This is a genomic window from Pseudomonas batumici (assembly GCF_036585405.1).
GTDB classification, from domain to species: domain Bacteria; phylum Pseudomonadota; class Gammaproteobacteria; order Pseudomonadales; family Pseudomonadaceae; genus Aquipseudomonas; species Aquipseudomonas batumici.
Window position 1 is genome coordinate 1,144,754 of sequence record NZ_CP144470.1, and the last position, 23,729, is coordinate 1,168,482.

Sequence of the window (23,729 nt, forward strand, 5' to 3'; positions counted from 1 at the left end):
CTTCAGATTCCCTCCAGGATGGCGAGGATCCGCTGTCTGGATTTTTCCCGTAGCTCGCCGAGTTTGAGCGCACTGGCCTGTCGACGGTTTTGCAGATACTCCACCACCGCTTCCTGCACCAGCCGCTGAACTTCGGTGGCCCCCACCGGCAAGGCATCGCTGATATCCCGTTCGAAACGGCTCCAGGCCTGCTGCTGGGCGTCGCTCAGGGACTGGCCCCGCTCCCGGGCGGCCAGCAGGTCGGCGAACATCGCCAGCTCACGCTCGGTGTCCGGCTGGTCGGTGGAGCTGAGGCTGAAAAAGTCCGAGGTCAGCAACTGCTCGATGGTCAGTTGGCTGACGTTGGGGAGCCGGATCACCTGCTCCACCATGACCGGCCACTCGCTGTCGGGATTGTCCGCGCTGGCGACCCGCTGCATGACGATCACCTCGCCGTCCCGCATGCCGCGCAGGCACAGCGGATCGTGGGTGGTGGCGATAAAGGTCACGTTCGGCAAGGCACTGCGCAATGCGCCCATGATCTGGATTTTCCAGCGCGGATGCAGATGGGCTTCGACCTCGTCGATCAGCACCACGGCCTGGGCGGTTTCCAGGCTTTCGAAGTAGGGGTTGATGCGCCGATTCATCAAGCCCTGGATGATGTCGCAGACCATCGCCAGCACCGAACGATAGCCCGAGGACGCCAGGCTCAGCGGTGTTCGATACAGGGCCTGGCTACCGGCAGCCGCCGTGACGATCAGGCAGCGCTGGTTTTCAAAGTCACGCTCCATGACTTCGAACTCGCCCTCGATGGACAGGATATCCCGCAGGGCTCGCACCACACTGTCGAACTCGACCTGCTTGAGGCCCAACAGCCATTTTTCCGGGTTGGACAGCAGCGCCGTGGAGTCGAAGAGGTTGATGATCGATTTGCCCGGGCTGTAGCGTCGTACCTGTTTCTGGTATTGGCGGAAAGCGCCGTAGGCGAAGACCGGCGGCGCGATGGGGGTACCTTCGTGCCAGTAGGCTCCACCGGCGATGGTCAGTTCTCGTTTGCTGGCGTCCTGGAAGGTGACGGTCACCGTCGCCGAGGTGCATCGAGGGACCTGCCCCGCACCCAACAGCTCAGGATCTAGAGGTAGCGCTGCAACGTCGACCGGTAGTTGCGCGCGGGCCTGTTCAGTACAGAGCGCCAGGGCCGTAGCTTCGAGGATGGAGCTTTTGCCGGCGGCGTTTTCGCCCAGGATCAGTAGCGCTGGCTTCGCAGGTTTCACGTTCGCAGAAGGCGCCTCTTGCACGGGAGGTATCAACAGTTCGAGTTGCTCGATTCCCTTGAAATTACTCAAGTGAATCGATTCCAGGGGGGAGTATCCACGAGGCAAGGACTGCTGCTGTTCTGGCGCTTGGGCGAACCTTTGCGCAACCGGGAGTGCCAGTCTGGCTTCAAGCCCTCCAGACCAGTCTTGAGAGCTCAGACTTCGGACAACGGTGCGAAGTGTCGCGTAAATGCGGCTAGGTGAAAGTGCCAGCGGCTGCACGGGGGTCGGTGAAAGCTCCAATACGATACGACGGCATAGCAGGTACCAGAGACCACCAAATTCCAGTCTGGCAAAGTCAAGGAACAACCTGTTCTCCTCCAACCGAGAAAGCTCCACGTCGATCATTTCATCAAAATAGGCCTTCAGTTTTTTTCCGCGCCGCCTGAGCAACTGAGCGCGATTGAGCTTGAAATGGGAGATCGTTTCACGTGCCCGCTCTGTCAGTGCAAACAGCTCACCCGAAAGATCGACAGACAGATGATTGGCAAGATTTATTCGCCCACCGGGATCGAGCAGGACTTGGCGTTCTTTCAGCGGATAGTGGCGCCATACTCCGAGGTTTTCCCCCACATAACCTCTAAGCTGGAGCACTGTTGGTAAGGGCGAACGCTTGCCTTGAACAGGGAAGTAATCTGGTCGGTCGGGTCTGCAGTCCTTGCATACCGGATAGATATTCTCCCAGGCGCCGCTCAGCCATACGTAATACAAATGGGCATCTGGGGTCTGCTCAACAGGAGTGACCCCTCTGTCCGGGCGAAATCGGTAGGGTAACGTGAGACCCTTGCTTTCGCAGAACGCACATTTTCCGCGAAACAACCGTGCCAGAGCTGTATGGACGGACTCATGATCCAGATCGAGCGTGAATGTCGGGGCCCGGGTCTGTGCCCTCTTCGTCTGGTCCGACAGAAAATAATCAGCCAGCACCTGCCTGCTGGCGTTGGCCTCCCGACTTTGCAAAAAACTCGGCGGCGGCACGGAACTGCGATCAAAGCGTTGCATGGCTCTCTTCCCTAAGCAGCCGGGAGAAGGCTGTCACGCTCCCCCCAAAAATCGATGATTCTAAACGCCCCCTCCACAAAAAGCGTATTCGCAACGGAAAGGGTTCATGTCCAACGCCCGGGCGCCTGGACAAATAGCCAACCGAAATCCAATGGAAATCCAAGGCACCGGCAAAGTCTTCCGCCCGCCTGGCAAGCATGCTGGCTGCATTGATCGCCCCCCCTCCACTCCAGACAGGTATCCACTGCAAGATGCTGTACGAACTGCTCTGCATCATGTTCCTGTTGCTGGCGCTCACCCTGTTTTCGATCAACGCAGCGATCAGGGCGAAGGCAGCCCTGTTCCGCGCCCAGGCCCAATTGGCCCATGTCACCCGCGTGACCTCGCTGGATGAACTGGCAGCGTCCATCGTCCATGAAGTGAATCAGCCCCTGACGGCGATCATCAGCAGCGGTGAAGCCTGCCGCAATTGGCTCGATCGCCCGGTCCCGGAACTGGGCGAAGCACGCCAATCACTGGAGCGGATCATCACCTGCGCCAACCGGGCGAGCGAGATCATCCGCCGGTTCCGGGGGTTGTCTCGCCCATGCGATCCGCTACGCCGTAAAGAGTCGCTCAATGACATCGTCCAGGAGACTCTGGACCTGGTCCAATTCGAATTGGCACAACACAAGGTCTTTCCGAAAATCGATCTCGCCACCTTCACCGAGCAGGTCAACGCCGATCGAGTGCAGCTGCAACAGGTCATCATCAATTTGATCATCAACGCTTGCCACGCAATGGACACGATCGAAGTCGGTAAACGAACCCTCGGCGTCCGGACTTGGGTGAAAAACAACGAGGCCGTACTGGAAGTGACCGACCAGGGCCCGGGGCTATCCGCCGATATCCTGCCTCAGGTGTTCACACCGTTCTTCACCACCAAGGAAAACGGTTTGGGCCTGGGACTTTCCATCTGCCGATCGATCATCGACTTTCACAATGGGCGTATCTGGGCCACCGCCGCAACGGGCCAGGGCAGCGCCTTCCTGTTTGCACTGCCGGTACTGGCCACCCGCGAGTCGAGCTGACAATGAACACCGCCTTCCCCACTGACACCACCGCTGACAGCGAGCCATTCGTCTTCATCGTCGACGATGACGAACTACTGCGCGAATCACTCGCAAGCCTGTTGCGCTCCCTCGGATTGCGGGTCGAATTGTTCCATTCGACCGCCGATTTCATGCACTACAACCGCCCGGACGCCACCAGTTGCCTGGTGCTGGATGTGAGGCTGCAAGGCAGCAGTGGCCTGGATTTTCAGAACGAACTGGCCACGGCCGGCATCCACCTGCCGATCGTGTTCATCACCGGGCACGGGGACATCGCCATGACCGTACGTGCCATGAAGGCCGGAGCGGTGGACTTTCTGACCAAGCCGTTTCGTGAGCAAGACCTGATCGATGCAGTTTACGCCGCCCATGCACGGGACAGGCGGCAGCGCGAGGCCGAGCGTCAGACCGATCATTTGCGCAGGCGCTACTCGACACTGACGGCGCGAGAGCAAACGGTCATGGCGTTGGCCGTTTCAGGCTTGATGAACAAACAGACGGCCGGGGAAATTGGCCTGAGCGAAATCACGGTCAAGATACATCGCGGCCAAGCCATGCGAAAAATGGGGGCACGCTCATTTGCCGATCTGGTGCGGATGGCCGCGGCCATTTCAATTCACCCGCCCACCCAGTAACAGGCGTCATTCAATACCTTGGTATACGGACGTCATACTTCGTCATGCCTCGACCGCCCCTATGTAGAAGTGCTCCGGTCCGTGCGCGTGGATAACATCCCCCGCAGTCCAAGCGAACACAAACAGGAGCAACTAATGAGAAAGCAGATATTGATTATTGGCGCGGGGTTCGGCGGAGTATGGAGCGCCTTGAGCGCCGCCCGTTTGCTGGACCAGCACAATCGTCATGACGTCGATATCACCGTTCTGGCGCCTCAGGCCGAGCTGCGGATCCGGCCACGTTTCTACGAGATCGACGTGCATACCATGAAGGCCCCCCTGAACGATCTGTTCGACGCCGTGGGGGTGAAATTCGTGCAGGGCTCGGCCAACGTCATCGACGAGAAGAACCAACAGGTCAGCTACCGCGACACACAGGGCCAGCCAGGCAAGCTGAGTTATGACCGACTGGTACTTGCCACCGGTAGCCATGTTGCTCGCCCCGCCACCGAAGGCATGACCGAACATACGTTCGATGTCGACCAGATCGAAGAAGCCACGCGTCTGGAAGCCCACCTGAAATCGCTGAAGGATCTGCCCGCCAGCGTGGCCCGCAACACGGTAGTGGTCGCGGGGGGTGGTCTGACCGGCATCGAAACCGCGACCGAAATGCCCGCGCGTCTGCGCGCGGCCCTGGGTAACGACGCCGATATCCGAGTGATAGTCGTGGACCGCAGCCCGAAAATTGCCGGCGCAATGGGCAATGAACTGAGTCCCTTCATCGCCGAGGCATCAGAGCATCTGGGGGTCGAATGGGTGCTCAATGCAAGCGTCGCTTCAGTCGATGCCAAGGGGGTGACCCTGGCCGATGGTCAGCGCATCGAATCCAACACCGTGATCTGGACCGCTGGCTTGCGTGCCAGCCCCCTGACCGAACATGTGGACGGTACCCGTGATCATCAAGGCAGACTGCATGTCGATAAGCACTTGAAAGTGCTAAGTCAAACAGCAGTGTATGCCGCCGGAGATGTGGCCTATGCCTCGACCGACGCGGTGGGCAACTTCTCGGTGATGTCCTGCCAGCATGCCATTGCCCTGGGCCGCTATGCCGGCAACAACGCCGCCGCAGACCTGCTGGGCGTGGAGCAGATGCCTTACAGCCAACCCAAGTACGTCACCTGCGTGGACCTGGGCGCCTGGGGCGCGGTGTTCACCGAGGGCTGGGATCGGCAGGTGAAACTGATCAAGCACGAGGCCAAGGCGTTCAAGACTCAAATCAACACGGTGTGGATCTATCCGCCCGCGGCTGATCGCGCCACCGCGCTTGCCGCCGCCGACCCGCTGATCCCGGTGGCCTGACGCCAGAAAACGCCCGTTGAACCTCCCTGTCCCGACCCGCTCTCTCCTTGCTGAGTCGGGCATTTCCCGAGCGCCCGCCACGTGTTTTCCGGCGGGCGCTTTTTTCTCGAGAAAGCCATTTCAGCGCTTTTGCAACAGCCAGTGCAGCCATCCGCTTTTCTTGATCTGTACAGGTTTCTGCACCAGAATGGCCTGACGGATTCCCTGGCGCTGATCCTGCAGATTGCTCAGGGCAGTCTTCAAATCGCTGGAGTGTTTCAACGGATTGTCGAGCGCCGCTTTTTCAATCCGGAAAAGCCGGCCACTGGTGATACTGCGAAACTCTCCTCGCGAGAGGCTTTCGGCGAGCCCCCCCTCTTCGCCCATGACTTCCCCCGGCCCGATACGCATGGCCTCGACCAGCTTTTCACCGTCATGAATCGAGACCGAAACCACCCCGGTACTGATAATCATCAGGCTATCGGCAACCTCGCCGAACGCCAGCAACACCTCGTCGGCCTGATAGTCCACCGGAGTCATTTCGCCGGCGAGACGATCACGCTCATCGTTGCCCAGTGAGCGGAAAATACGCACGTCCTCCAGCAACTGGCGTTGACGGTTCCAGGGCTGGCTGTCCTGGTCGGTGTCCCAGGAAACCCCCGTGGCTTCGAGGTGACGATGGGCGAGATCGAACATCAGGTTGCACACCTCGGTCTTGTCTTGCTCCAACGCTATGTAGCCCTTGAGCTCGTACTCGGTGAACTCGAGATGAGAACTTTTGATCGAGACCTTGGTGGAAAACGCCGGCAACAACGCCTGGGTCCCGCGCAAGGTTTTTTCCAGGGCATCAATGACGCGACGCGGACGCACACTGCTGGGTACCGCAATGGTCACACTGACCCCGTGGACGTTCCCGGGGCGGCTGAAATTGATGATTCGCGCCTTCGCGGCCACGGAGTTGGGAACCACCGCGACAGCCCCCATATCGGTGATCAGATGCGTCGAACGCCAGTCGATCTCGATCACTTTGCCCTGGGTGGCATCAATGGAAACCTGGTCCCCCAGCTGGTAAGGCTTGGTGGTATTGATCACGATGCCTGAAAACAGATCGCTCAAGGTGCTTTGCACCGCCAGGGCGATCACGATCGCCATCGCCCCGGAAGTCGCCAGCAAGCCCTTGACCGGCAGCTGCAGGACATAGGCGGCGGCGCCGATAATGCCGATCAGGAAAATCAACGCCCCCATCAGATCGTAGAGCAACCGCGCGTTGCGACCGGCGCGAGAGATCAGGCCATTGCCCAGGATCACCGTCAGTGTCCTGGCCGCAAACAGCCACCAGCCGATGCCCAGCACCGTGGCCATCAGGTTCAGTACGGGATCCTCCGGCCAGAGAGGGGGTTGCAAGGGGCTGATGCCGACAGACAGCATGACCCAGCAGAACAGCACAAATATCCCGACCCGCACGCACATTCGAAGGTTACGCCGTGAGGCACCAATCAACTGCCAGAGCGCCAGTTCAATCAGTATCAGGGTGATAGCAACGATCAGGGGGTGAGCCTGCAGGAGCGTGAACATGAGTGACTTCTCCAGAATCCTGTATGCCGTGCACGGATTCAGTGAACAGGTGGCAAGCTGGCGATGCACTTTAAGTCGCACACCAGCACCCGGCACTCCTGCTTCAGTGCTAACGGCTCATACGTTGGTGTGCTTGCGCACCCACTTATTCCGGCAGCCCTGCCTTGCGTAGACCGTCCACCAACGTGGCGAGATTGTCCGGCCGGTGGATCGGCAGCCACTCGGTGAGACAGGAGAGACGCAATGTAGGGTCGAGCTGACGCAAATGCTCCATCGCGGACTGCGCTTCGACCATCCGGCCGGCCAGCGCATGGCTGGCCGCGAGGATGGCCGCCGCCAACAGAAAACCCGGAAAATCGCGGAAGGCTTTCTCCGCCCATGACGACGCCGTATCGAAACGCCCCACGAAGAGATGCGCGACCGCCATTCCGGCTTGCATCCTGTACAGTTCCGGATCGAGGGGGCTCAAGCGCATGGCGTGGGTAAAGTACTCGATGGCCACATCGGTTTCACCATGCCAGAGCCTGAGGAACGCACCGAGGAACCAGGCGGCCGCGAGGTTCGGATTGAGCACCAGTGCCTTGTCCAGCAAGGCGATGCCGCCCGGGAGATCACCGGCAAGATAGCTGATCGTATGGCCGCTTCGGGTCAGCGCGACCGCATCGCCCCTGTCCAGCTCCACGGCCCGGCGGGCGAGTCGAATACCCTCCGCGATGTCCTCTGGACAACCAATCAACCAGCGATTGGCCTTGCGCCAGCTATAACACCAGGCCGCCATCGCGTAGGCCGATGCAAAATCCGGATCAAACTCCATGGCCTTATGGAAGAGCGGCAGCGCCTGGTCGATGGTTTCCTTGGTTCCATGATGCAGCTTGGCCATTGCCTGCAGATAATAGTCGTAGGCGTCGAGGCTTTCGGTTGGCTTGTGCCGCGCACGCTCGATTTCCGCCCGCTCAAGCTCGGGTGCGATTGCACCGACCACGCTTTCGGTAATCTGGTCCTGCAGTTCGAAAATGTCCCCAAGCACACCTTCGAAACGGCCCGCCCATTGGTGGGTGCCGGTTGTCGCATCGATCAACTGGACCGTGATGCGCACTCGATTGTTTGCATTGCGCCAGCTGCCCTCCAGCACATAGCGCACACCCAGTTCGCGACCGACTTGTTTCACGTCCACCGTACGATCCTTGTAGGTGAAGCTCGAGTTGCGCGCGACGACGAACAGCCAGCGATACTGCGACAACGCCACGATGATATCGCCTACCACCCCATCGGCCAGGTAGTCCTGCTCATGGTCCCCGCTCAAGTTCACAAACGGCAGTACCGCAATGGAGGGTTTGGCCGGCAGTGCCGGTGCGGATGCCTCGGCGTGAGCCGATGGGGCAGATTCGGCGCCAGGAACGCCAGCGCCCTCCAATGAATTGACTTCCCTGACATCGGCGACAAAGCGGAATCCCTTGCGGGCCACCGTGCGGATCACGCACTGCTGCTGACCGTTGTCGCCGACGGCCTTGCGCACCGCATTGATATGACTGGCCAAGGTCGATTCCGAGACGATGCGACCGCCCCATATGGCATTGATCAGGTCATCTCGGCTGACAACGCGCTCGCGACTGCGGGCCAGATAGACCAACAGGTCGAAGACCTGGGGCGCCGTCGCAATGACCCGGGAAGCCCGGAGGAGTTCGCGTCGCTCCAGATCGAGCACGCAGTCGTCAAACACCAATAGCATTCAGGGTTCCTTGTCCCGTACTGACCCACCGGGCACATGCCCACAACCACCGACCGCGATTGGCAGCCAGGCTGAAGCCTTTATAACACGGGCTCCTGGACAAATACCCAAGCCAAATCCAATGGAAACCCAAGGCATTGGCAAAGTATCCGGCCCGGCTGGCGAGCACACTTGCTCCATCGGTCGCCGCAATGAGGCTGATCGTCACTCAAGCGAGGAGCAGGACATGAAAATTGTCGTGATTGGCGGTAACGGACTTATCGGCTCGAATATTGTCAGCAGGCTGCGTCTCAATGGTCATGAAACGATAGCCGCATCGCGTAGCACAGGCGTGGACACCCTCACCGGACAAGGGCTGGCGCAAGTACTTGCCGGCGCCCAGGTCGTCGTCGACGTAGCGAACTCTCCCTCATTCGAAGACCAGGCTGCATTGGCGTTCTTCCAGACCTCCGGTCGAAACCTGCTGGCCGCCGCGGCTGCCGCTGGCGTGGAGCATTTCCTGGCCCTCTCGATCGTTGGCGCCGATCGCCTTCCACAAAGCGGTTACCTTCGGGCAAAAGTTGCCCAGGAAGCGCTGATCAAGGCATCGAAGATTCCCTACACCCTCCTGCGCGCGACCCAGTTCTTCGAGTTCGTCGAAGGCATTGTCAACGCCGGTGCCGTCGGCGACACGATTTGCCTTTCGCCCGCCCTTATCCAGCCCGTCGCAGCGGATGACGTCTCGGCCGTGCTGGCCGATCTCACGGTCGGCGCACCGCTCAACGGCATCGTCGAGGTGGCCGGACCTGATCGCTTCCCGCTCGATGAACTGGCGCGCAAGTTTCTTGCCGCGCGCAACGACAAGCGGCCGGTCATCGCCGACGTGCGCGCACTCTACTTCGGCAGCGAGCTGGATGATCGCTCCCTGGTCGCGGGCGATAACGCGCACATCGGCGCGACACGTTTCCAGAACTGGCTCAATCGCCCCTAGACACAGCGATGAGCCCGGAGCTCATCGATCACCACCGCCTGCACACTCCTGTTGGGTGCGCAGGCGCGCTAGCCAGGCGCTGGCAGGCTGGACGCCAGTGTACGACGCACCTCTCACATCGAGGATCCATCATGACCCAACGTATCGATTACCAGAAGCAATCCCCCGAACTGTTCAAGAAGTTCGTCGAGTTCAGCCTGGCCTTCAAACAGAGCGCCATCGAGGAGTCGATCCGCCATCTGGTGGATCTCAGGGCATCGCAGATCAACGGCTGCGCCTTCTGCGTGGACATGCACGTCAAGGAAGCCACGATCCATGGCGAACGACCGCTCAGGCTGCATCACGTCGCCATCTGGCGCGAGTCCCCACTGTTCAGTGCGCGCGAACGCGCGGCCCTGGCCTGGACCGAAATCCTGACCCGGATGCCGGACCAAGGCGTGCCCGACGCTCTCTATGAACAGGTTCGTACCCAACTGTCCGAGAAGGAACTGTCCGACCTGACCTTCCTGGTCATGTCGATCAACGCCTGGAATCGCATCAACGTGGCGTTCCAACTCGTACCCGGCGCATACGACAAGGCCTTCGGCGTCGACAAATCCGGTCTGTTCTGACCCGGCAGCGGCGCAGCGGTGTGACATCGCTGCGCCGCCACTCGCCCACTCACGACAGACCGTTGCGATCCGCTAGCGAGGAACAAACCATGACTGTTTTCAGAACCCTGACCATGCTGCTTTTGTTGGTAGCCGCTACCGCCAATGCACAACAGGGGCCACCACAAGCCCATGTGACACCGCTGGTGACCAAAGCGCTGACGGACTATCCAGGCAAGGACGCGGTGGTCATCACCGTGGAGTATCCGCCGGGTGCGGTAGACCCTGTGCATCGACACAATGCGCATGCATTCGTCTATGTGCTGGAGGGTTCGATCGTGATGGGCGTGCGCGGCGGCAAATCCGTCACGCTGACGCCGGGACAGACCTTCTACGAAGGTCCGGACGATATACACACGGTCGGACGCAATGCCAGTCTCACCAAGCCCGCCAAGTTTCTGGTCTTCCTGTTGAAGAGCAGCGACGCCCCCATCCTTACGCTGGTGCACTGACGCCGACACCATCCCCTCCTTCAACAGGACACTGCAGTGATCTCGCAACCAGTGTTTTCACAACTCAACCGGTACGCCAGCGCGGCGCTATGCGCCGTCTCGCTGGCCGGCTGCATGGTGGGTCCCGATTTCGTGAAGCCTGACAACGGGCTTCATGAAGCGGTACTGACACCCAGGCAGGCGCCTCCAGATGCCACCCGGACTTCCGACGCCGCAGTCCCCTCGCAGTGGTGGCGGTTGTTCAACGACGCCGTGCTCGCCGAACTGCAATCGCGTGCGCAGGCCGACAACCTGGATCTGCAAATGGCCTCCGAGCGCATCGAGCAAAGCCGGGCACAACTGGGCATTGCCGCCTCGGAGTTGCTGCCCAGCGTGGGCGCCGGCGCCAGCTATGCACGCGAGGGGCTCAGCGAACATGGCAAGTTCGTCGCACTGGGCGCTTCCAGCAGCCCCAGCGACTTCTGGCAGCTTGGATTCGATGCCAGTTGGGAGATCGACCTGTGGGGGCGTGCGCGACGTCTGCGCGAGGGTGCCGCAGCGGCCCTGGAAGCCACGGTGTACGACCGCGAAGCAGCCCGCGTAGCCTTGTCCGCCGAAGTGGCGCGAACCTATTTGCAGTTGCGCGGAACACAGGCGCAACTGGACATCGCCCAGCAGAATCTGACGGTCGCCGAGCGCACCCTCGGCCTGACCGAAAGCCGCGAGCGTAATGGCGTCGCCACCCGCTTCGAAACCTCGTCCGCTCGCGCGCAGGTGGCGACCATCAAGGCCACGGTTCCCGAGCTGCTCCAGCGCCGCAACGCGCTGATGAACGCACTGGCATTGTTAGTGGGAGAAAAGCCGCGCGCACTCGATGCACAATTGGGTGAAACCCTGCCCTTGCCTTCACTTCCGACCAGCATGCCGGTCGGTATCCCTTCTGAATGGGCCCACAGGCGACCGGATATCCTGCGCGCCGAAGCACAGCTCCATGCCGCCACGGCAGACATCGGTGTGGCGAAAGCGGATTTCTACCCACGTATCGGCTTGAAAGGGCAAATCGGTGTGGAGGCCTTCGAAGGGGGCGATCTCCTGAGCTGGGACTCCCGCGTCTTTTCCGTCGGCCCGACGGTTTACCTCCCGATCTTCCAGGGCGGGCGCTTGACGCAACGCCTGGCCCTGAACGAAGCACGGCAAAAAACCGCGGCGCTGGCCTATCGGCAAACGGTATTGCGCGCCTGGCATGAAGTGGACGACGCCCTGGATGCCTGGGCGGCCCAGCAGCGCCGACATGACGAACTGTTGGTTTCGTATGAACAGAACAAGCAGGCCCTGCAGGCTGCCGAGCGCGGCTATCAGGAAGGTGCCAGCGACTATCTGAACGTACTGACAGCGCAGCTCAACGTGCTGGCCAGCCAGACCCGTCTCAATGACAGCGCCACCAGCGCCACGCTCACCGTGGTCAATCTCTACAAGTCGCTGGGTGGCGGTTGGGACCCGGATGCGCTCAAGCACGCGCCTGGGGCTGGCGTCGAGGGTTCGGCAGTGCCTTCATCGGATGCTCCGGTTGCCATTGTGTCGCCGGTCACTTCACACACGAAGGCCTCCCCATGAGTGGCGCCGCATTCTCACCGGGGGACGTTCCCGCAACCGGAGTGCCCTTGGCCAAGCCCTCGCAACGGCCCATGGTCGGTCTTGTCGGTATTTTCCTTGCCGCCATGATGGCAGGGTTGAACGCCCGTGTCGGCGCATTGGCCCTGGCCGATGTACGCGGTGCGCTCGGCTTCGGCCTTGACGACGCTTCCTGGCTGACCACGGCCTACAGTGCCGGGGAATTGATCGCCATGCCCTTTTCGGCGTGGTTTGCCATTACCCTTTCGCTCCGGCGCTTCGAATTGTGGATGCTCGGTACTTGTACACTGCTGGCGGTGATCCTGCCCTTCATCCACGATCTGGACCTGCTGCTGATCCTGCGCTTTGTGCAAGGCGTTGCCAGCGGTACGACGATCCCGTTGCTGATGATGGCCGCACTGAAATTCCTGCCACTGCCCATCCGCCTGTATGGGCTGGCTCTGTATGCGATGACCGCGACCTTCGCGCCCAACCTGTCCATCTGGCTGGCCGGGTACTGGACGGATGGGCTGCTCGACTGGCGCTGGCTGTACTGGCAGATCATTCCCCTCGCCTGCCTCGCCGGCTTGTTGGTGGGCTGGGGGCTCCCACACGAACCCATCCAGACCGCACGCTTTCGGCAGGCCAATTGGTCCGGCATGGCCTGCGGTGTACCGGCGCTCGGCTTGATTACCGTCGCACTGGATCAAGGCGTGCGGCTGGACTGGTTTCAGTCGCCGTTGATCACGGTATCGCTGATGGCGGGGCTGGCCCTGATGGCGGTCTACCTGCTGACCGAGTGGTATCACCCCTCGCCGTTCATCAAATTGCAGATCCTGGGACGCCGTAACCTGGGACTGGGCTGCCTGCTGTTCGTCTCGCTGCTGGTGGCGCTGATGTCCAGCTCGCTATTGCCGGCCAGCTATCTCGGCCCACTGCAGAACTACCGACTCCCGCAAATGGCATCGATCGGCCTGATCATCGCCTTGCCGCAACTGCTCCTGGGGTTTGTGGTGGCGCTGCTGCTGTACCGCAAGTGGGTCGACGCGCGCATCGTGTTCGCGTCGGGGCTGTTCCTGATCGCGCTGGCGTGCCTTTGCGGTGCGCAATTGACCTCCGACTGGAACCGCGACCAGTTCGTCGTGGCGCAAACGCTGCAAGCCTTTGGCCAGCCGATGGCGGTGATCTCGATGCTGTTCCTGGTCACCAGCGTTGTGCAGCCCCCCGAAGGACCTTATGTATCCGGCACCATCAACACACTGCGCGCCTTCGGGTCGCTGGTCGGTGCCGCGCTGGTTGGGCAGCTCGTGACCGTGCGGGAGCGCTTCCATGGGGAAATGCTGCTGGACCAGGTAGCCCTGGCCGGTAACGCCCTGGCGCCGGCACCGGCCCAATTGCTGGGCATCATCGACCAGCAGTCGCTGGTGCTGTCGGTCGCCGACGCCTATCGCGTGCTCGGCATTCTGGCACTGCTGCTGATTCCTCTCGTGCTGCGGCTGACCTACATCCCCGCACCCGACTTGCGCGCGGCCTCGCTCCCTTCTTCCGTTTCATCTTCCTCACACGGGTAACCCACCATGGCATTACCGAAGCAAGCCAAACTCATCAGTGCCGTGCTGCTGCTCGCCGTGGCGATCGGCGGCGTTCTCTATCTCAATCGCCCTGAATCCGGCGCATCGACCCAGTCCACCGATGATGCCTACGTACAAGCTGATTTCACCACGCTGGCACCGCAGGTGTCGGGCACGGTTGACAAGGTATTGGTCGAAGACAACCAGCCGGTCAAGAAAGGGCAACTGCTCGTTGCGATCGATGATCGTGATTTCGTTGTTGCCGTGAATGCGGCAAAGGCCCAGGTCGCCAGTGCCCAGGCTGGTATCGGCAGCCTGGAAGCGCACCTGATCCAACAGGAAAGTGCCATACGCCAGGCACACGCGGCGGTCGCCGCCGATGATGCAGCCCTCAAGCTGGCCAGGGTCAATCAGGCGCGTTATCGCAACCTGGCCAGCGACGGGTCGGGCACTGTGCAGGCACGGCAACAGGCCGAAACGCAATTGAGCATTCAACTGGCCCGAGGGGAAAAGAGCCAAGCAGGTTTACAGGCTGCCCGGCAGCAGGTGGATGTCCTGAAAGCCGACCTGGAAAAAGCCAGGGCGGCCCTTGCCCAAGCGCAAGCCGCACAAGCCGCCGCGGAGCTGAAGCTGTCCTATACCCGCATCAGCGCACCGATCGACGGCATGGTCGGGCAGAAATCGGTACGCATCGGTGCTTTCGTCAATACCGGAAACCCCTTGCTGGCGATTGTGCCGCTCGATGCGGTCTATATCACGGCCAACTTCCGCGAGACACAGCTCGCCCGCGTACAGCCGGGCCAGGCCGTGGATATCGAGGTGGATGCCTTGCCGGGCGAGGCACTGAAAGGAACGGTGGAAAGCCTGGGGCCGGCCAGTGGCGTCAGCTACTCCGCCGTTGCACCACACAATGCCACGGGTAACTTCACCAAGATCGTCCAGCGCTTGCCAGTACGCATTCGCATGAATCCCGCCCAATCTTCCGCGGCGAAGCTGCGGGTCGGCATGTCCGTAACAGCCAAAATTCGTGTAGGTAAGTAATGCCGGGGCTCGTCGGACGGATGGATGAAGTCCACCGTCAGTGGCTCCGGAACGAAAATGCGGCGATCCACGGAATGGCCCGACCGTTCAGCCCATCCCCCCAGGAACACCGACACGATTTCGTATACCATCTGCACAACTCCTTTCGAACGATCAGAACCGTGGCCCTACCCAAACTCAACGCCCCCGACCTTGGCAATTCGCCTTCGACTTCGGAAATCATCACCCGCCATCTGCGCGACGCCATCGTCGCCGGCCATTTCGCCGAGGATGAGCCGATTCGCCAGGACGATATCGCCCGCCAGTTCAACGTCAGCAAGATTCCGGTGCGCGAGGCCCTCAAGCGCCTGGAAGCCGAAGGCCTGGTGATGTTCCAGCGCAATCGCGGGGCGATGGTCACGCGGGTTTCCGATGCGGAACTGGCGCAGATGTTCGAAGTGCGCATGCTGCTGGAGGACAAGGTGCTGCGCCTGGCGATTCCGAACATGACCGAAGAAACCTTCGCTCGCGCCGAGCGCATCTGCCAGGAGTTCATCGGCGAAGACGACGTGGGCCGCTGGGCCGAACTCAACTGGGAACTGCACGCCTGCCTCTACGAACCGGCGCAACGACCGTTCCTGGTCGGGCTGATCCGTTCGGTCAACGACAAGCTGGAGCGCTACCTGCGCATGCAGATGAGCCTGTCCGCCGGCAAGGAACGCGCCGACCACGAACACCGGGAGATTCTGGCGGCCTGTCGCGCCGGTGACGTGGACCTCGCGGTGAAGCTGCTCGACGAACATATCGCCGGCGTCTGCAAGACCCTGTTCGAACACCTGCCCCACAGCCACTGACCGCGTGGCGCACTGTGCCGATTTCGTCATCGGCACAGGATAAAACCCTCAAGCCGGAACGCCCCTCCACAGGCCACTCTTTTGTTCACTCATCTGAACGGACGTGGCCCTCCCATGAAACGCATCACCGTGATCGACTCCCACACCGGCGGCGAACCCACCCGCCTGGTGACCGCCGGTTTTCCTGACCTGGGCAGCGGCAGCATGGCCGAGCGTCGCCAGCGCCTGGCCGACCAGCATGATCGGTGGCGCGCGGCCTGCGTGCTCGAACCACGGGGCAGCGATGTGCTGGTCGGCGCACTGCTTTGCGAACCGGTGGACCCGAACGCTTGTGCCGGGGTGATTTTCTTCAACAACACCGGCTACCTCGGCATGTGCGGCCACGGCACCATCGGCCTGGTGGCCTCGCTGGCACACCTGGGCAAGATCGGCCCGGGCGTGCATAGCATCGAAACCCCGGTGGGCACGGTGCAGGCGACCCTGCACGAAAACGGTTCGGTGAGCGTGCGCAACGTCCCGGCCTACCGTTACCGCAAGGCCGTGACACTGGAAGTACCAGGCATCGGCCAGGTCATTGGCGATATCGCCTGGGGCGGCAACTGGTTCTTCCTGATCGCCGAACATGGTCTGGACATCGCCGGCGACAATCTCGAGGCGCTGACCGCCTATACCTTCGCCGTCCAGCAGGCGCTCGAAGCCCAGGGGATTCGCGGCGAAGACGGCGGCCTGATCGATCATATCGAGCTGTTCGCCGATGACCCGCACGCCGACAGCCGCAACTTCGTCCTCTGCCCCGGCAAAGCCTACGACCGCTCCCCCTGCGGCACGGGCACCAGTGCCAAGCTGGCGTGCCTGGCGGCCGACGACAAGTTGCAACCGGGACAGATCTGGCGTCAGGCCAGCGTTATCGGCAGCCAGTTCGAGGGTTCCTACGAACGCCAGGGCGAACGCATCGTGCCGACCATTCGCGGCCGTGCCTTCATCAGCGCCGAAGCCAGCCTGATCATCGAACAGGACGACCCGTTCGCCTGGGGCATTCGTCCGTGAACGAGGGCCAGGTGGCCGATGTGATCGTGATCGGCGCCGGCATCATCGGCGCCGCCTGTGCCCAGGCTCTGGCCCGACGCGGCTTGCAGGTGCTGGTGCTGGATGCCGGCCTGCCCGGGGCAACGGCGGCGGGCATGGGGCATTTACTGGTGCTCGACGATAACCCCGCCGAACTGGCACTGAGCCAATACTCCCTGCAACGCTGGCGCGCACTGGCGCCAGACTTGCCCGGCGGCTGCGCCTACCGCCGCAACGGTACCCTCTGGCTGGCGGCCAATGCCGAAGAAATGGCCGTCGCCCAGGGCAAATACCTGAACCTGCAGGCCCAGGGCGTGGCCTGCGAGTTGCTCAGTCCGGACGCCTTGCGCCAACGCGAACCCGAATTGCGCGAAGGCCTGGAAGGCGGGCTGTTGATCAATGGCGACGGCATTCTCTATGCCCCGGCGACCGCCCGCTGGATGCTCGAAACAGCCAATATCAGTCAACGCCGGGCGCGGGTCAGTGAAATCGACGGCCACCGTGTGCGCCTCGACGACGGTCACTGGCTGAAGGCCGAAGCGGTGATTCTGGCCAACGGCATCCAGGCCAACGAGCTGTGCCCTGAATTGCCGATCGAACCGAAGAAAGGCCACTTGCTGATCACCGATCGCTACCCCGGAAAAGTCACCCACACGCTGGTGGAACTCGGTTACGTCACCAGTGCCCACAACGCCAGCGGCCCTTCGACAGCGTGCAATATCCAGCCGCGCCCGACTGGGCAGCTGTTTATCGGCGCCTCGCGACAATTCGGCACCACCGATCCGCAGGTCGAAGGCTGGATGCTCGCCAGGATGCTCAAGCGCGCCACCGAGTACATGCCCGGGCTGGCGCAACTCAACGGCATCCGTGCCTGGACCGGGTTTCGCGCCGCCAGTCCCGACGGCTTGCCGCTGGTGGGCCAGCACCCGCAACGCAAAGGCCTGTGGCTGGCCGTCGGCCACGAAGGCCTGGGGGTCACCACAGCACCCGGCACCGCCGACCTGCTGGTGGCGCAGTTGTTCGGTGAAACACCGCCGCTGGCCGTGCAGCCTTATCTGCCACAACGTTTTCTCGGGGAGCCCATCTATGCCTGAATTGATCTGCGACGGTCGTACACTGAGGGTCGCCGAGGGCACCAGCGTGGCGGCGGCATTGGCCCTGGGCGGCGACGGCTGCACCCGGACCTCGGTCAGTGGTCAACGTCGCGCCCCGCTGTGCGGCATGGGTATTTGCCAGGAATGCCGGGTGAGTATCGACGGTCGACGCCGCCTGGCCTGCCAGACCCTCTGCCGTGACGGCATGCGAGTGGAGACTCAGGCATGAACGAACACGCCGACCTGCTGATCATCGGTGCCGGCCCCGCCGGCATGGCCGCCGCGCTCGCCGCGGCGCCAAGCACCGCACGCATCGTCATCCTCGACGACAACCCGCTGCCGGGCGGGCAAATCTGGCGCGACGGCCCCCAGGCCAAGCTGCCGAAACAGGCCCAGCGCCTGCGCGAGCAACTGGAGAACTGCGGCAATGTCCGCTGCCATGCCGGCACGCGGGTGATTGCCTGTGCCGGCCCGAAACAGCTGCTGGTCGAGAATGATGAGCGCGGCTGGGTCCTGGGTTACGACAAGTTGATCCTGTGTACCGGCGCACGCGAATTGCTGCTGCCCTTCCCCGGCTGGACCTTGCCCGGCGTGACCGGTGTCGGCGGACTCCAGGCGCTGATCAAGGGCGGGTTGCCGGTGCGCGATCAACGCCTGCTGATCGCCGGCAGCGGACCGCTGCTGCTGGCCAGCGCCGCGACCGCCAGACACAACGGCGCCCGTGTGCTGCGCATCGCCGAACAGGCGAGCAGCGCCGCCGTCGCCGCTTTCGCCGCGCAACTGCCACGCTGGCCGGGCAAACTGCTGCAGTCGTTCAGCTTGTTCGACCGCCATTATCGAACCGGTACCCACGTACTCGCTGCCCTGGGCACCGATCGCCTGGAGGGCGTGCGCCTGCAACAGCAGGGAAAAATCGTCGAGCTGGCCTGCGATCGCCTGGCGTGTGGCTTCGGCCTGACCCCCAACACCCAGCTCGGCCAGGCCCTGGGCTGTGAACTCGATGGCCAGGCGCTGGTGGTCGATACCTGGCAAGCCAGCAGCCGCGCCGATCACTATGCGGCGGGCGAATGCACCGGTTTCGGCGGCAGTGAGCTGGCGTTGGTCGAAGGCGCGATTGCCGGTTACGCGGCTGTCGGCGATCGTCGGCAAGCCCAGGCGTTGTGGCCTCGGCGTGCACGCTGGCAGGGCTTTGCCAACACCTTGAACCGCACCTTCAGCCTCGACCCGCGGCTCAAGTCACTGGCGCAACCCGATACCCTGGTGTGCCGCTGCGAAGACGTCCCCTACTCGGCACTGGCGACACACACCGACTGGCGCGCGGCCAAACTGGCCAGTCGCTGCGGGATGGGCGCCTGCCAGGGGCGGATCTGCGGCGCCGCCACGCAGCACCTGTTCGGCTGGCAACCCTCGGCGCCGCGTCCGCCCTTCAGCCCGGCCCGGATCGAGACCCTGTCATGCCTGGACGACTCACCGCCGGCCTGAAGACCGGCCCGGGGCTTCCGGGCCTGGCGCCGAGTCTCTATGATCGCGGAGATCGCCATCGGACCTCCAGCGCCATGCATGCCTCGCTCAGCCACTTCAAACCCTGCGATCTGCCCACGCTGCTGAGCAATTTGCAGTCGATCGCGCCGCTGCTCGATACCCTGTCGGACGTGGTGTTCTTCATCAAGGACCGCGAGGCCCGCTACGTCTTCGTCAACCAGACCCTGGCGCGGCGCTGCGGCTTCAAACAGAGCGCCGAGCTGCTCGGGCGCACCGCCGAAATGGTCTTCCCGGAACGCTTCGGCCCGCTGTACACCGCGCAGGATCGCCGGGTGCTGGCGAGTGGTCGCGAGCTGGCCGACCAACTCGAACTGCACCTCTATTACGGCAACCAGCCGGTCTGGTGCCTGACCCACAAACTCGCGCTGCTCGACCCGCAAGGTCATATCGTCGGCCTCGCCGGTATCTCCCGCGATTTGCAATTGCCCCAGTCCAGTCATCCGGCCTTCCCGAAACTCGCTGCGGTGGATGCCCATATCCGCAGCCATTTCGCCCGGCCCATCAGCCTCGCCGAACTGACGGCGATTGCCGGGTTTTCCGTGGCGCAACTGGAACGCCACTGCAAGCGGGTGTTCCAGCTCACCCCGCGACAGATGATTCACAAGGCCCGCCTGGAGGAGTCCTCGCGGCTGTTGCTGCACACCGACTTGCCCATCACCGAAATCGCCCTGCGCTGCGGTTACACCGACCACAGCGCGTTCAGCCGGCAGTTCCGCGCCCTGACCGGCCTCGCGCCCAGCCAGTATCGCGACAGTCGTCGCTGAGGGCGCGGGGCGAGTGTTCCTTTAAGGGGCGCGATGTGTCCTATTGCTCCCTTCTGTAACACCCCGCCAATACCCCGCGTTCTCGCGTTTGCGCCCCCGACAACCCCGCAACATCTCTAGCCCATGGCCTCGACGGTCATTCGCGCGATCGCGGAAAAACAGGCACGCTCATTGCTAATTAAATATCGTATACGAAATTCGCAATACGATATTCAACAGCACTCAACCGACCACGAGGCCTCTATGAAAAACCGCACATTTGCCGTAGCCCTCAGCGCTGTTCTCAGTACTGCTTTTATCGCCACGGCCCAGGCCGACAAGCTCGACGACATCATCGGCTCGGGCAAACTGCGCTGCGCCGTGACCCTGGACTTCCCGCCGATGGGTTCTCGCGACGAGAGCAACAAGCCGGTGGGCTTCGACGTCGACTACTGCAACGACCTGGCGAAAATCCTCGGGGTCGAGGCCGAGATCGTCGAGACACCGTTTCCGGATCGGATTCCGGCGCTGGTCTCGGGCCGTGCCGACGTGATCGTAGCCTCCACCTCCGACACCCTCGAGCGGGCCAAGACCGTGGGCCTGTCCCTTCCCTACTTCGCCTTCCAGATGGTGGTCCTGACCCGTAGCGACACCGGCATCGGCAAGTACGAAGACCTCAAGGGCAAGCCGGTCGGCAACACCAGCGGCACCTTCGAAGCCATCGCCCTGGAAAAGGACCAGAAGAGTTGGGGGACCGGCAGCTTCCGCGCCTACCAATCGCAGAACGACACCATCCTGGCCGTCGCCCAGGGCCATATCGACGCCACCGTCGTCACCAATACCGTGGCAGCCGCTACGCTTAAATCAGGCAAATACAAGAACCTGAAGGTCGCCGGCAATGCCCCGTATGTCATCGACTATGTCTCGCTGGGTGCCAAGCGCAACGAGTATGGCCTGATCAACTACCTCAACCTGTTCGTCAACCAGCAGGTCCGTACCGGACGTTACAAGGAGCTGTTCGTCAAGTGGGTCGGAACCGAGATTCCACCGACCGACCTGACCGTGCCCCACGTCTACTACTGAGGAAAGCTGAATGCCCAGCACGCCCACTTCCCTGATCGGACGCAGCCTGGTCGAGGGGGCCGCCCAAGGTTCCCTGCTGTTCGCCGATGTCGGCCTGAGTTTCTGGGGCGGAGTCGATCCCTTCAGTGGCGAGGTGATCGACCGCCATCACCCCTTGAGTGGCGAGCACCTGGCCGGTCGCGTGCTGGCGCTGCCCAGCGGCCGCGGCTCCTGCACCGGCAGCAGCGTGATGATGGAGCTGATCAGCAACGGTCACGCGCCCGCCGCCCTGGTGCTGGCCGAGCCGGATGAGATCCTGACCCTGGGCGTGCTGGTGGCACAGACCCTTTTCGAGCGTTCCCTGCCGGTGCTGTGCATCGGCCGGGAGGCCTTCGCCGCCTTGCGCGGCAAGGTCTTCGCGCGGGTCGAAGGTGCCGGCGTAACGCTGTTCGAACAGGTGCCCGAGACTGCCGGACAGACACTCGACAAAGCGTTGCCCAGCGAAAAAACCGACGACTCGATCCAACTCACCGAATACGACCTGGCGCTGCTCGATGGCCAATACGGCAAGGCCGCCCAAGTCGCCATGCGGATCGTCCTGCGCATGGCGCAACTGCAAGGTGCCAGCAGCCTGGTGGATGTCACCCAGGCACACATCGACGGCTGCATCTATACGGGACCTGCGAGCCTGCGTTTTGCCGAACAGTGGGTGCAATGGGGGGCAAAAGTGCGGGTACCGACCACCCTCAACTCCATCTCGGTCGACCAGCGCCGCTGGCGCGAGTTGGGTATCGACCCGGCACTGGGTGTACCCGCCAGCGCCTTGGGCGATGCGTATATGGCGATGGGCGCGCAGCTCAGTTTCACCTGCGCGCCCTACTTGCTCGACAGCGCGCCGAAGGTCGGCGAACAGATCGTCTGGGCCGAGTCCAACGCCGTGGTCTACGCCAACAGCGTGATCGGCGCCCGTACCCTGAAATACCCGGACTACCTGGATATCTGCATTGCCCTGACCGGTCGCGCGCCGTTGATTGGCTGCCATCTGGAGGCCCAACGCAAGGCCCGGCTGAAAATCGAACTGCCCGCCCTGGGCGAACTGGATGATGCGTTCTACCCGCTGCTCGGTTATCACATCGGCGCCCTGGCCGGCAGCCGGATTCCGTTGGTGCTGGGGCTGGAACAGCGCCAGCCGAGCCTGGACGACCTGAAAGCCTTCGGCGCGGCCTTCGCCACCACTTCCGCCGCGCCGCTGTTTCATATCGCCGGGGTGACGCCGGAGGCACTCGACCCGGCCCAGGTGCTGGAGCCGGACGTCCCGATCCCCGTGGAAAAAATCCGCCTGCAGGACCTGCTGCTCAGTTGGCGTGAACTCAACAGTGCCCGCGACCGCCGGGTGGATGTGGTGTCCCTGGGCAACCCGCATTTCTCCCTCGGCGAATTTGCCCATCTGGCCCGGCTATGCCGGGGTCGACACAAGCACCCCGGGGTGGTCCTCGCCATCACCTGCGGCCGCGCGGTATTGGAACAGGCCCGCGCCGCCGGGCACATCGCGGTGATCGAAGCCTTCGGCGCCACCCTGGTCACGGACACCTGTTGGTGCATGCTCGGCGAGCCGGTGATCCCGTTGGCCGCCAAGACCCTGATGACCAACTCGGGCAAGTACGCCCACTACGCGCCCGGGCTGGTGGGCCGCAAGGTGCACTTCGCCAGCCTCGCCGAATGCGTCGACGCCGCCTGCACCGCCACCGCCAGCGGGCGTTTGCCGGCTTGGTTGGCGCCTGCCGTCCCACTGGAGAATCTCGCGCATGTTTGACTACACCTTTCAATGGCGCGCGGCCCTGCGCGCCCTGCCGGACATGCTCGCCGGGGCCCTCGTCACCTTCGAGACCGCCGCCTTGTCGATGATCTTCGGGGTGCTGATCGCCCTGGCCCTGACGGTGATGCGCGAAACCCGTAATCCGTTGCTGCGTGGCATCGGTAACGGCTGGGTGTCGATTGCCCGCAACACCCCGTCGCTGTTCCAGGTCTACATCCTCTACTTCGGTCTCGGCTCGCTGGATCTGCATGTCAGTTCCTGGTTCGCGCTGCTCGCCGGGATCACCTTCAACAACGCCGGTTATCTCGCGGAAAACTTTCGCGGCGGCCTCAAGGCGGTGCCCGATACGCAAGTGCGCGCCGCGCGCTCGTTGGGCATGAGCGCCTTCCAGGCCTACCGGATGATCATCGTCCCGCAGTTGCTGCGCATCGTCTTCTATCCGCTGAGCAACCAGATGGTCTGGGCGGTGTTGATGACGTCGCTGGGGGTGGTGGTCGGACTGAACAATGACCTCACCGGGGTGACCCAGGAATACAACGTCAAGACCTTCCGCACCTTCGAGTTCTTCGCCATTGCCGCGGTGCTGTATTACCTGATTGCCAAGGCGATCGTCGCAGCGGCCCGGCTGATGGCCTGGCGGCTGTTCCGCTACTGAG

General features: G+C 62.6%; 21 protein-coding genes. 18 read left to right on the forward strand and 3 right to left on the reverse strand.

Going from position 1 to position 23,729, the window contains the following annotated elements; genetic code table 11:
- Positions 1-2 precede the first annotated feature (2 nt).
- The gene (locus tag NUH87_RS04785) at positions 3-2,297 is read right to left on the reverse strand and encodes an AAA family ATPase (protein ID WP_338524984.1); all 2,295 of its coding nucleotides are present in this window, start codon (positions 2,295-2,297) and stop codon (positions 3-5) included.
- A 251-nt stretch (positions 2,298-2,548) separates the two neighbouring features.
- Here NUH87_RS04785 and NUH87_RS04790 point away from each other — a divergent pair, with 251 nt between their 5' ends.
- The 3 genes from NUH87_RS04790 (at position 2,549) to NUH87_RS04800 (ending at position 5,361) form a co-directional block, all read left to right on the forward strand.
- Positions 2,549-3,367 (forward strand): sensor histidine kinase, encoded by an 819-nt coding sequence (locus tag NUH87_RS04790; protein WP_338524985.1) that lies wholly within the window; start codon positions 2,549-2,551, stop codon positions 3,365-3,367.
- A gap of 2 nt (positions 3,368-3,369) precedes the next feature.
- Positions 3,370-4,023 carry a response regulator transcription factor gene (locus NUH87_RS04795; protein WP_338524986.1) on the forward strand — a complete coding sequence of 218 codons (654 nt, stop codon included), beginning with the start codon at positions 3,370-3,372 and terminating at the stop codon, positions 4,021-4,023.
- Positions 4,024-4,158: 135 nt separating this feature from the next.
- Positions 4,159-5,361, forward strand: a complete 1,203-nt coding sequence (locus NUH87_RS04800; protein WP_338524987.1) for an NAD(P)/FAD-dependent oxidoreductase — start codon at positions 4,159-4,161, stop codon at positions 5,359-5,361.
- Positions 5,362-5,481: 120 nt separating this feature from the next.
- Here NUH87_RS04800 and NUH87_RS04805 read toward each other — a convergent pair whose 3' ends face one another.
- A complete protein-coding gene (locus NUH87_RS04805) occupies positions 5,482-6,915 on the reverse strand; it encodes a mechanosensitive ion channel family protein (RefSeq protein ID WP_338524988.1) in 1,434 nt (477 codons plus the stop codon).
- Between the two features lie 145 nt (positions 6,916-7,060).
- Positions 7,061-8,644 (reverse strand): winged helix-turn-helix domain-containing tetratricopeptide repeat protein, encoded by a 1,584-nt coding sequence (locus NUH87_RS04810; protein ID WP_338524989.1) that lies wholly within the window; start codon positions 8,642-8,644, stop codon positions 7,061-7,063.
- Positions 8,645-8,870: 226 nt separating this feature from the next.
- Here NUH87_RS04810 and NUH87_RS04815 point away from each other — a divergent pair, with 226 nt between their 5' ends.
- From NUH87_RS04815 to NUH87_RS04885, 15 genes are all read left to right on the forward strand, one after another.
- Complete coding sequence (locus NUH87_RS04815) at positions 8,871-9,614, forward strand: SDR family oxidoreductase (protein ID WP_338524990.1); 744 nt, start codon at positions 8,871-8,873, stop codon at positions 9,612-9,614.
- Positions 9,615-9,745: 131 nt separating this feature from the next.
- Positions 9,746-10,225, forward strand: a complete 480-nt coding sequence (locus NUH87_RS04820; protein ID WP_338524991.1) for a carboxymuconolactone decarboxylase family protein — start codon at positions 9,746-9,748, stop codon at positions 10,223-10,225.
- Between the two features lie 89 nt (positions 10,226-10,314).
- On the forward strand, positions 10,315-10,716 hold the full coding sequence (locus tag NUH87_RS04825; RefSeq protein ID WP_338524992.1) for a cupin domain-containing protein: 402 nt from the start codon (positions 10,315-10,317) through the stop codon (positions 10,714-10,716).
- Positions 10,717-10,752: 36 nt separating this feature from the next.
- Positions 10,753-12,309 carry an efflux transporter outer membrane subunit gene (locus NUH87_RS04830; protein WP_338524993.1) on the forward strand — a complete coding sequence of 519 codons (1,557 nt, stop codon included), beginning with the start codon at positions 10,753-10,755 and terminating at the stop codon, positions 12,307-12,309.
- The gene (locus tag NUH87_RS04835) at positions 12,306-13,877 is read left to right on the forward strand and encodes an MFS transporter (protein WP_422393904.1); all 1,572 of its coding nucleotides are present in this window, start codon (positions 12,306-12,308) and stop codon (positions 13,875-13,877) included. The genes NUH87_RS04830 and NUH87_RS04835 overlap by 4 nt, the downstream gene beginning before the upstream one ends.
- A gap of 6 nt (positions 13,878-13,883) precedes the next feature.
- On the forward strand, positions 13,884-14,918 hold the full coding sequence (locus NUH87_RS04840; protein ID WP_338524994.1) for an HlyD family secretion protein: 1,035 nt from the start codon (positions 13,884-13,886) through the stop codon (positions 14,916-14,918).
- 161 nt (positions 14,919-15,079) lie between these two features.
- Positions 15,080-15,751, forward strand: coding sequence for a GntR family transcriptional regulator (locus NUH87_RS04845; protein ID WP_209437141.1), 672 nt, complete (start codon positions 15,080-15,082; stop codon positions 15,749-15,751).
- Positions 15,752-15,865: 114 nt separating this feature from the next.
- Positions 15,866-16,798, forward strand: a complete 933-nt coding sequence (locus NUH87_RS04850; RefSeq protein ID WP_338524995.1) for a 4-hydroxyproline epimerase — start codon at positions 15,866-15,868, stop codon at positions 16,796-16,798.
- The gene (locus NUH87_RS04855) at positions 16,795-17,910 is read left to right on the forward strand and encodes an FAD-dependent oxidoreductase (RefSeq protein ID WP_338524996.1); all 1,116 of its coding nucleotides are present in this window, start codon (positions 16,795-16,797) and stop codon (positions 17,908-17,910) included. The genes NUH87_RS04850 and NUH87_RS04855 overlap by 4 nt, the downstream gene beginning before the upstream one ends.
- On the forward strand, positions 17,903-18,139 hold the full coding sequence (locus NUH87_RS04860; protein WP_040065059.1) for a (2Fe-2S)-binding protein: 237 nt from the start codon (positions 17,903-17,905) through the stop codon (positions 18,137-18,139). Before NUH87_RS04855 ends, NUH87_RS04860 begins: the two co-directional genes overlap by 8 nt.
- Positions 18,136-19,392, forward strand: a complete 1,257-nt coding sequence (locus tag NUH87_RS04865; protein ID WP_338524997.1) for an FAD/NAD(P)-binding oxidoreductase — start codon at positions 18,136-18,138, stop codon at positions 19,390-19,392. Before NUH87_RS04860 ends, NUH87_RS04865 begins: the two co-directional genes overlap by 4 nt.
- Before the next feature lie 74 nt (positions 19,393-19,466).
- On the forward strand, positions 19,467-20,216 hold the full coding sequence (locus NUH87_RS04870) for an AraC family transcriptional regulator (protein WP_040065091.1): 750 nt from the start codon (positions 19,467-19,469) through the stop codon (positions 20,214-20,216).
- 243 nt (positions 20,217-20,459) lie between these two features.
- A complete protein-coding gene (locus NUH87_RS04875; protein ID WP_338524998.1) occupies positions 20,460-21,278 on the forward strand; it encodes a transporter substrate-binding domain-containing protein in 819 nt (272 codons plus the stop codon).
- Positions 21,279-21,288: 10 nt separating this feature from the next.
- On the forward strand, positions 21,289-23,070 hold the full coding sequence (locus NUH87_RS04880) for an aconitase family protein (protein WP_338524999.1): 1,782 nt from the start codon (positions 21,289-21,291) through the stop codon (positions 23,068-23,070).
- Positions 23,063-23,728: an amino acid ABC transporter permease gene (locus NUH87_RS04885; protein ID WP_338525000.1), complete on the forward strand. Its 666-nt coding sequence runs from the start codon at positions 23,063-23,065 to the stop codon at positions 23,726-23,728. The genes NUH87_RS04880 and NUH87_RS04885 overlap by 8 nt, the downstream gene beginning before the upstream one ends.
- Position 23,729: the final 1 nt, after the last annotated feature.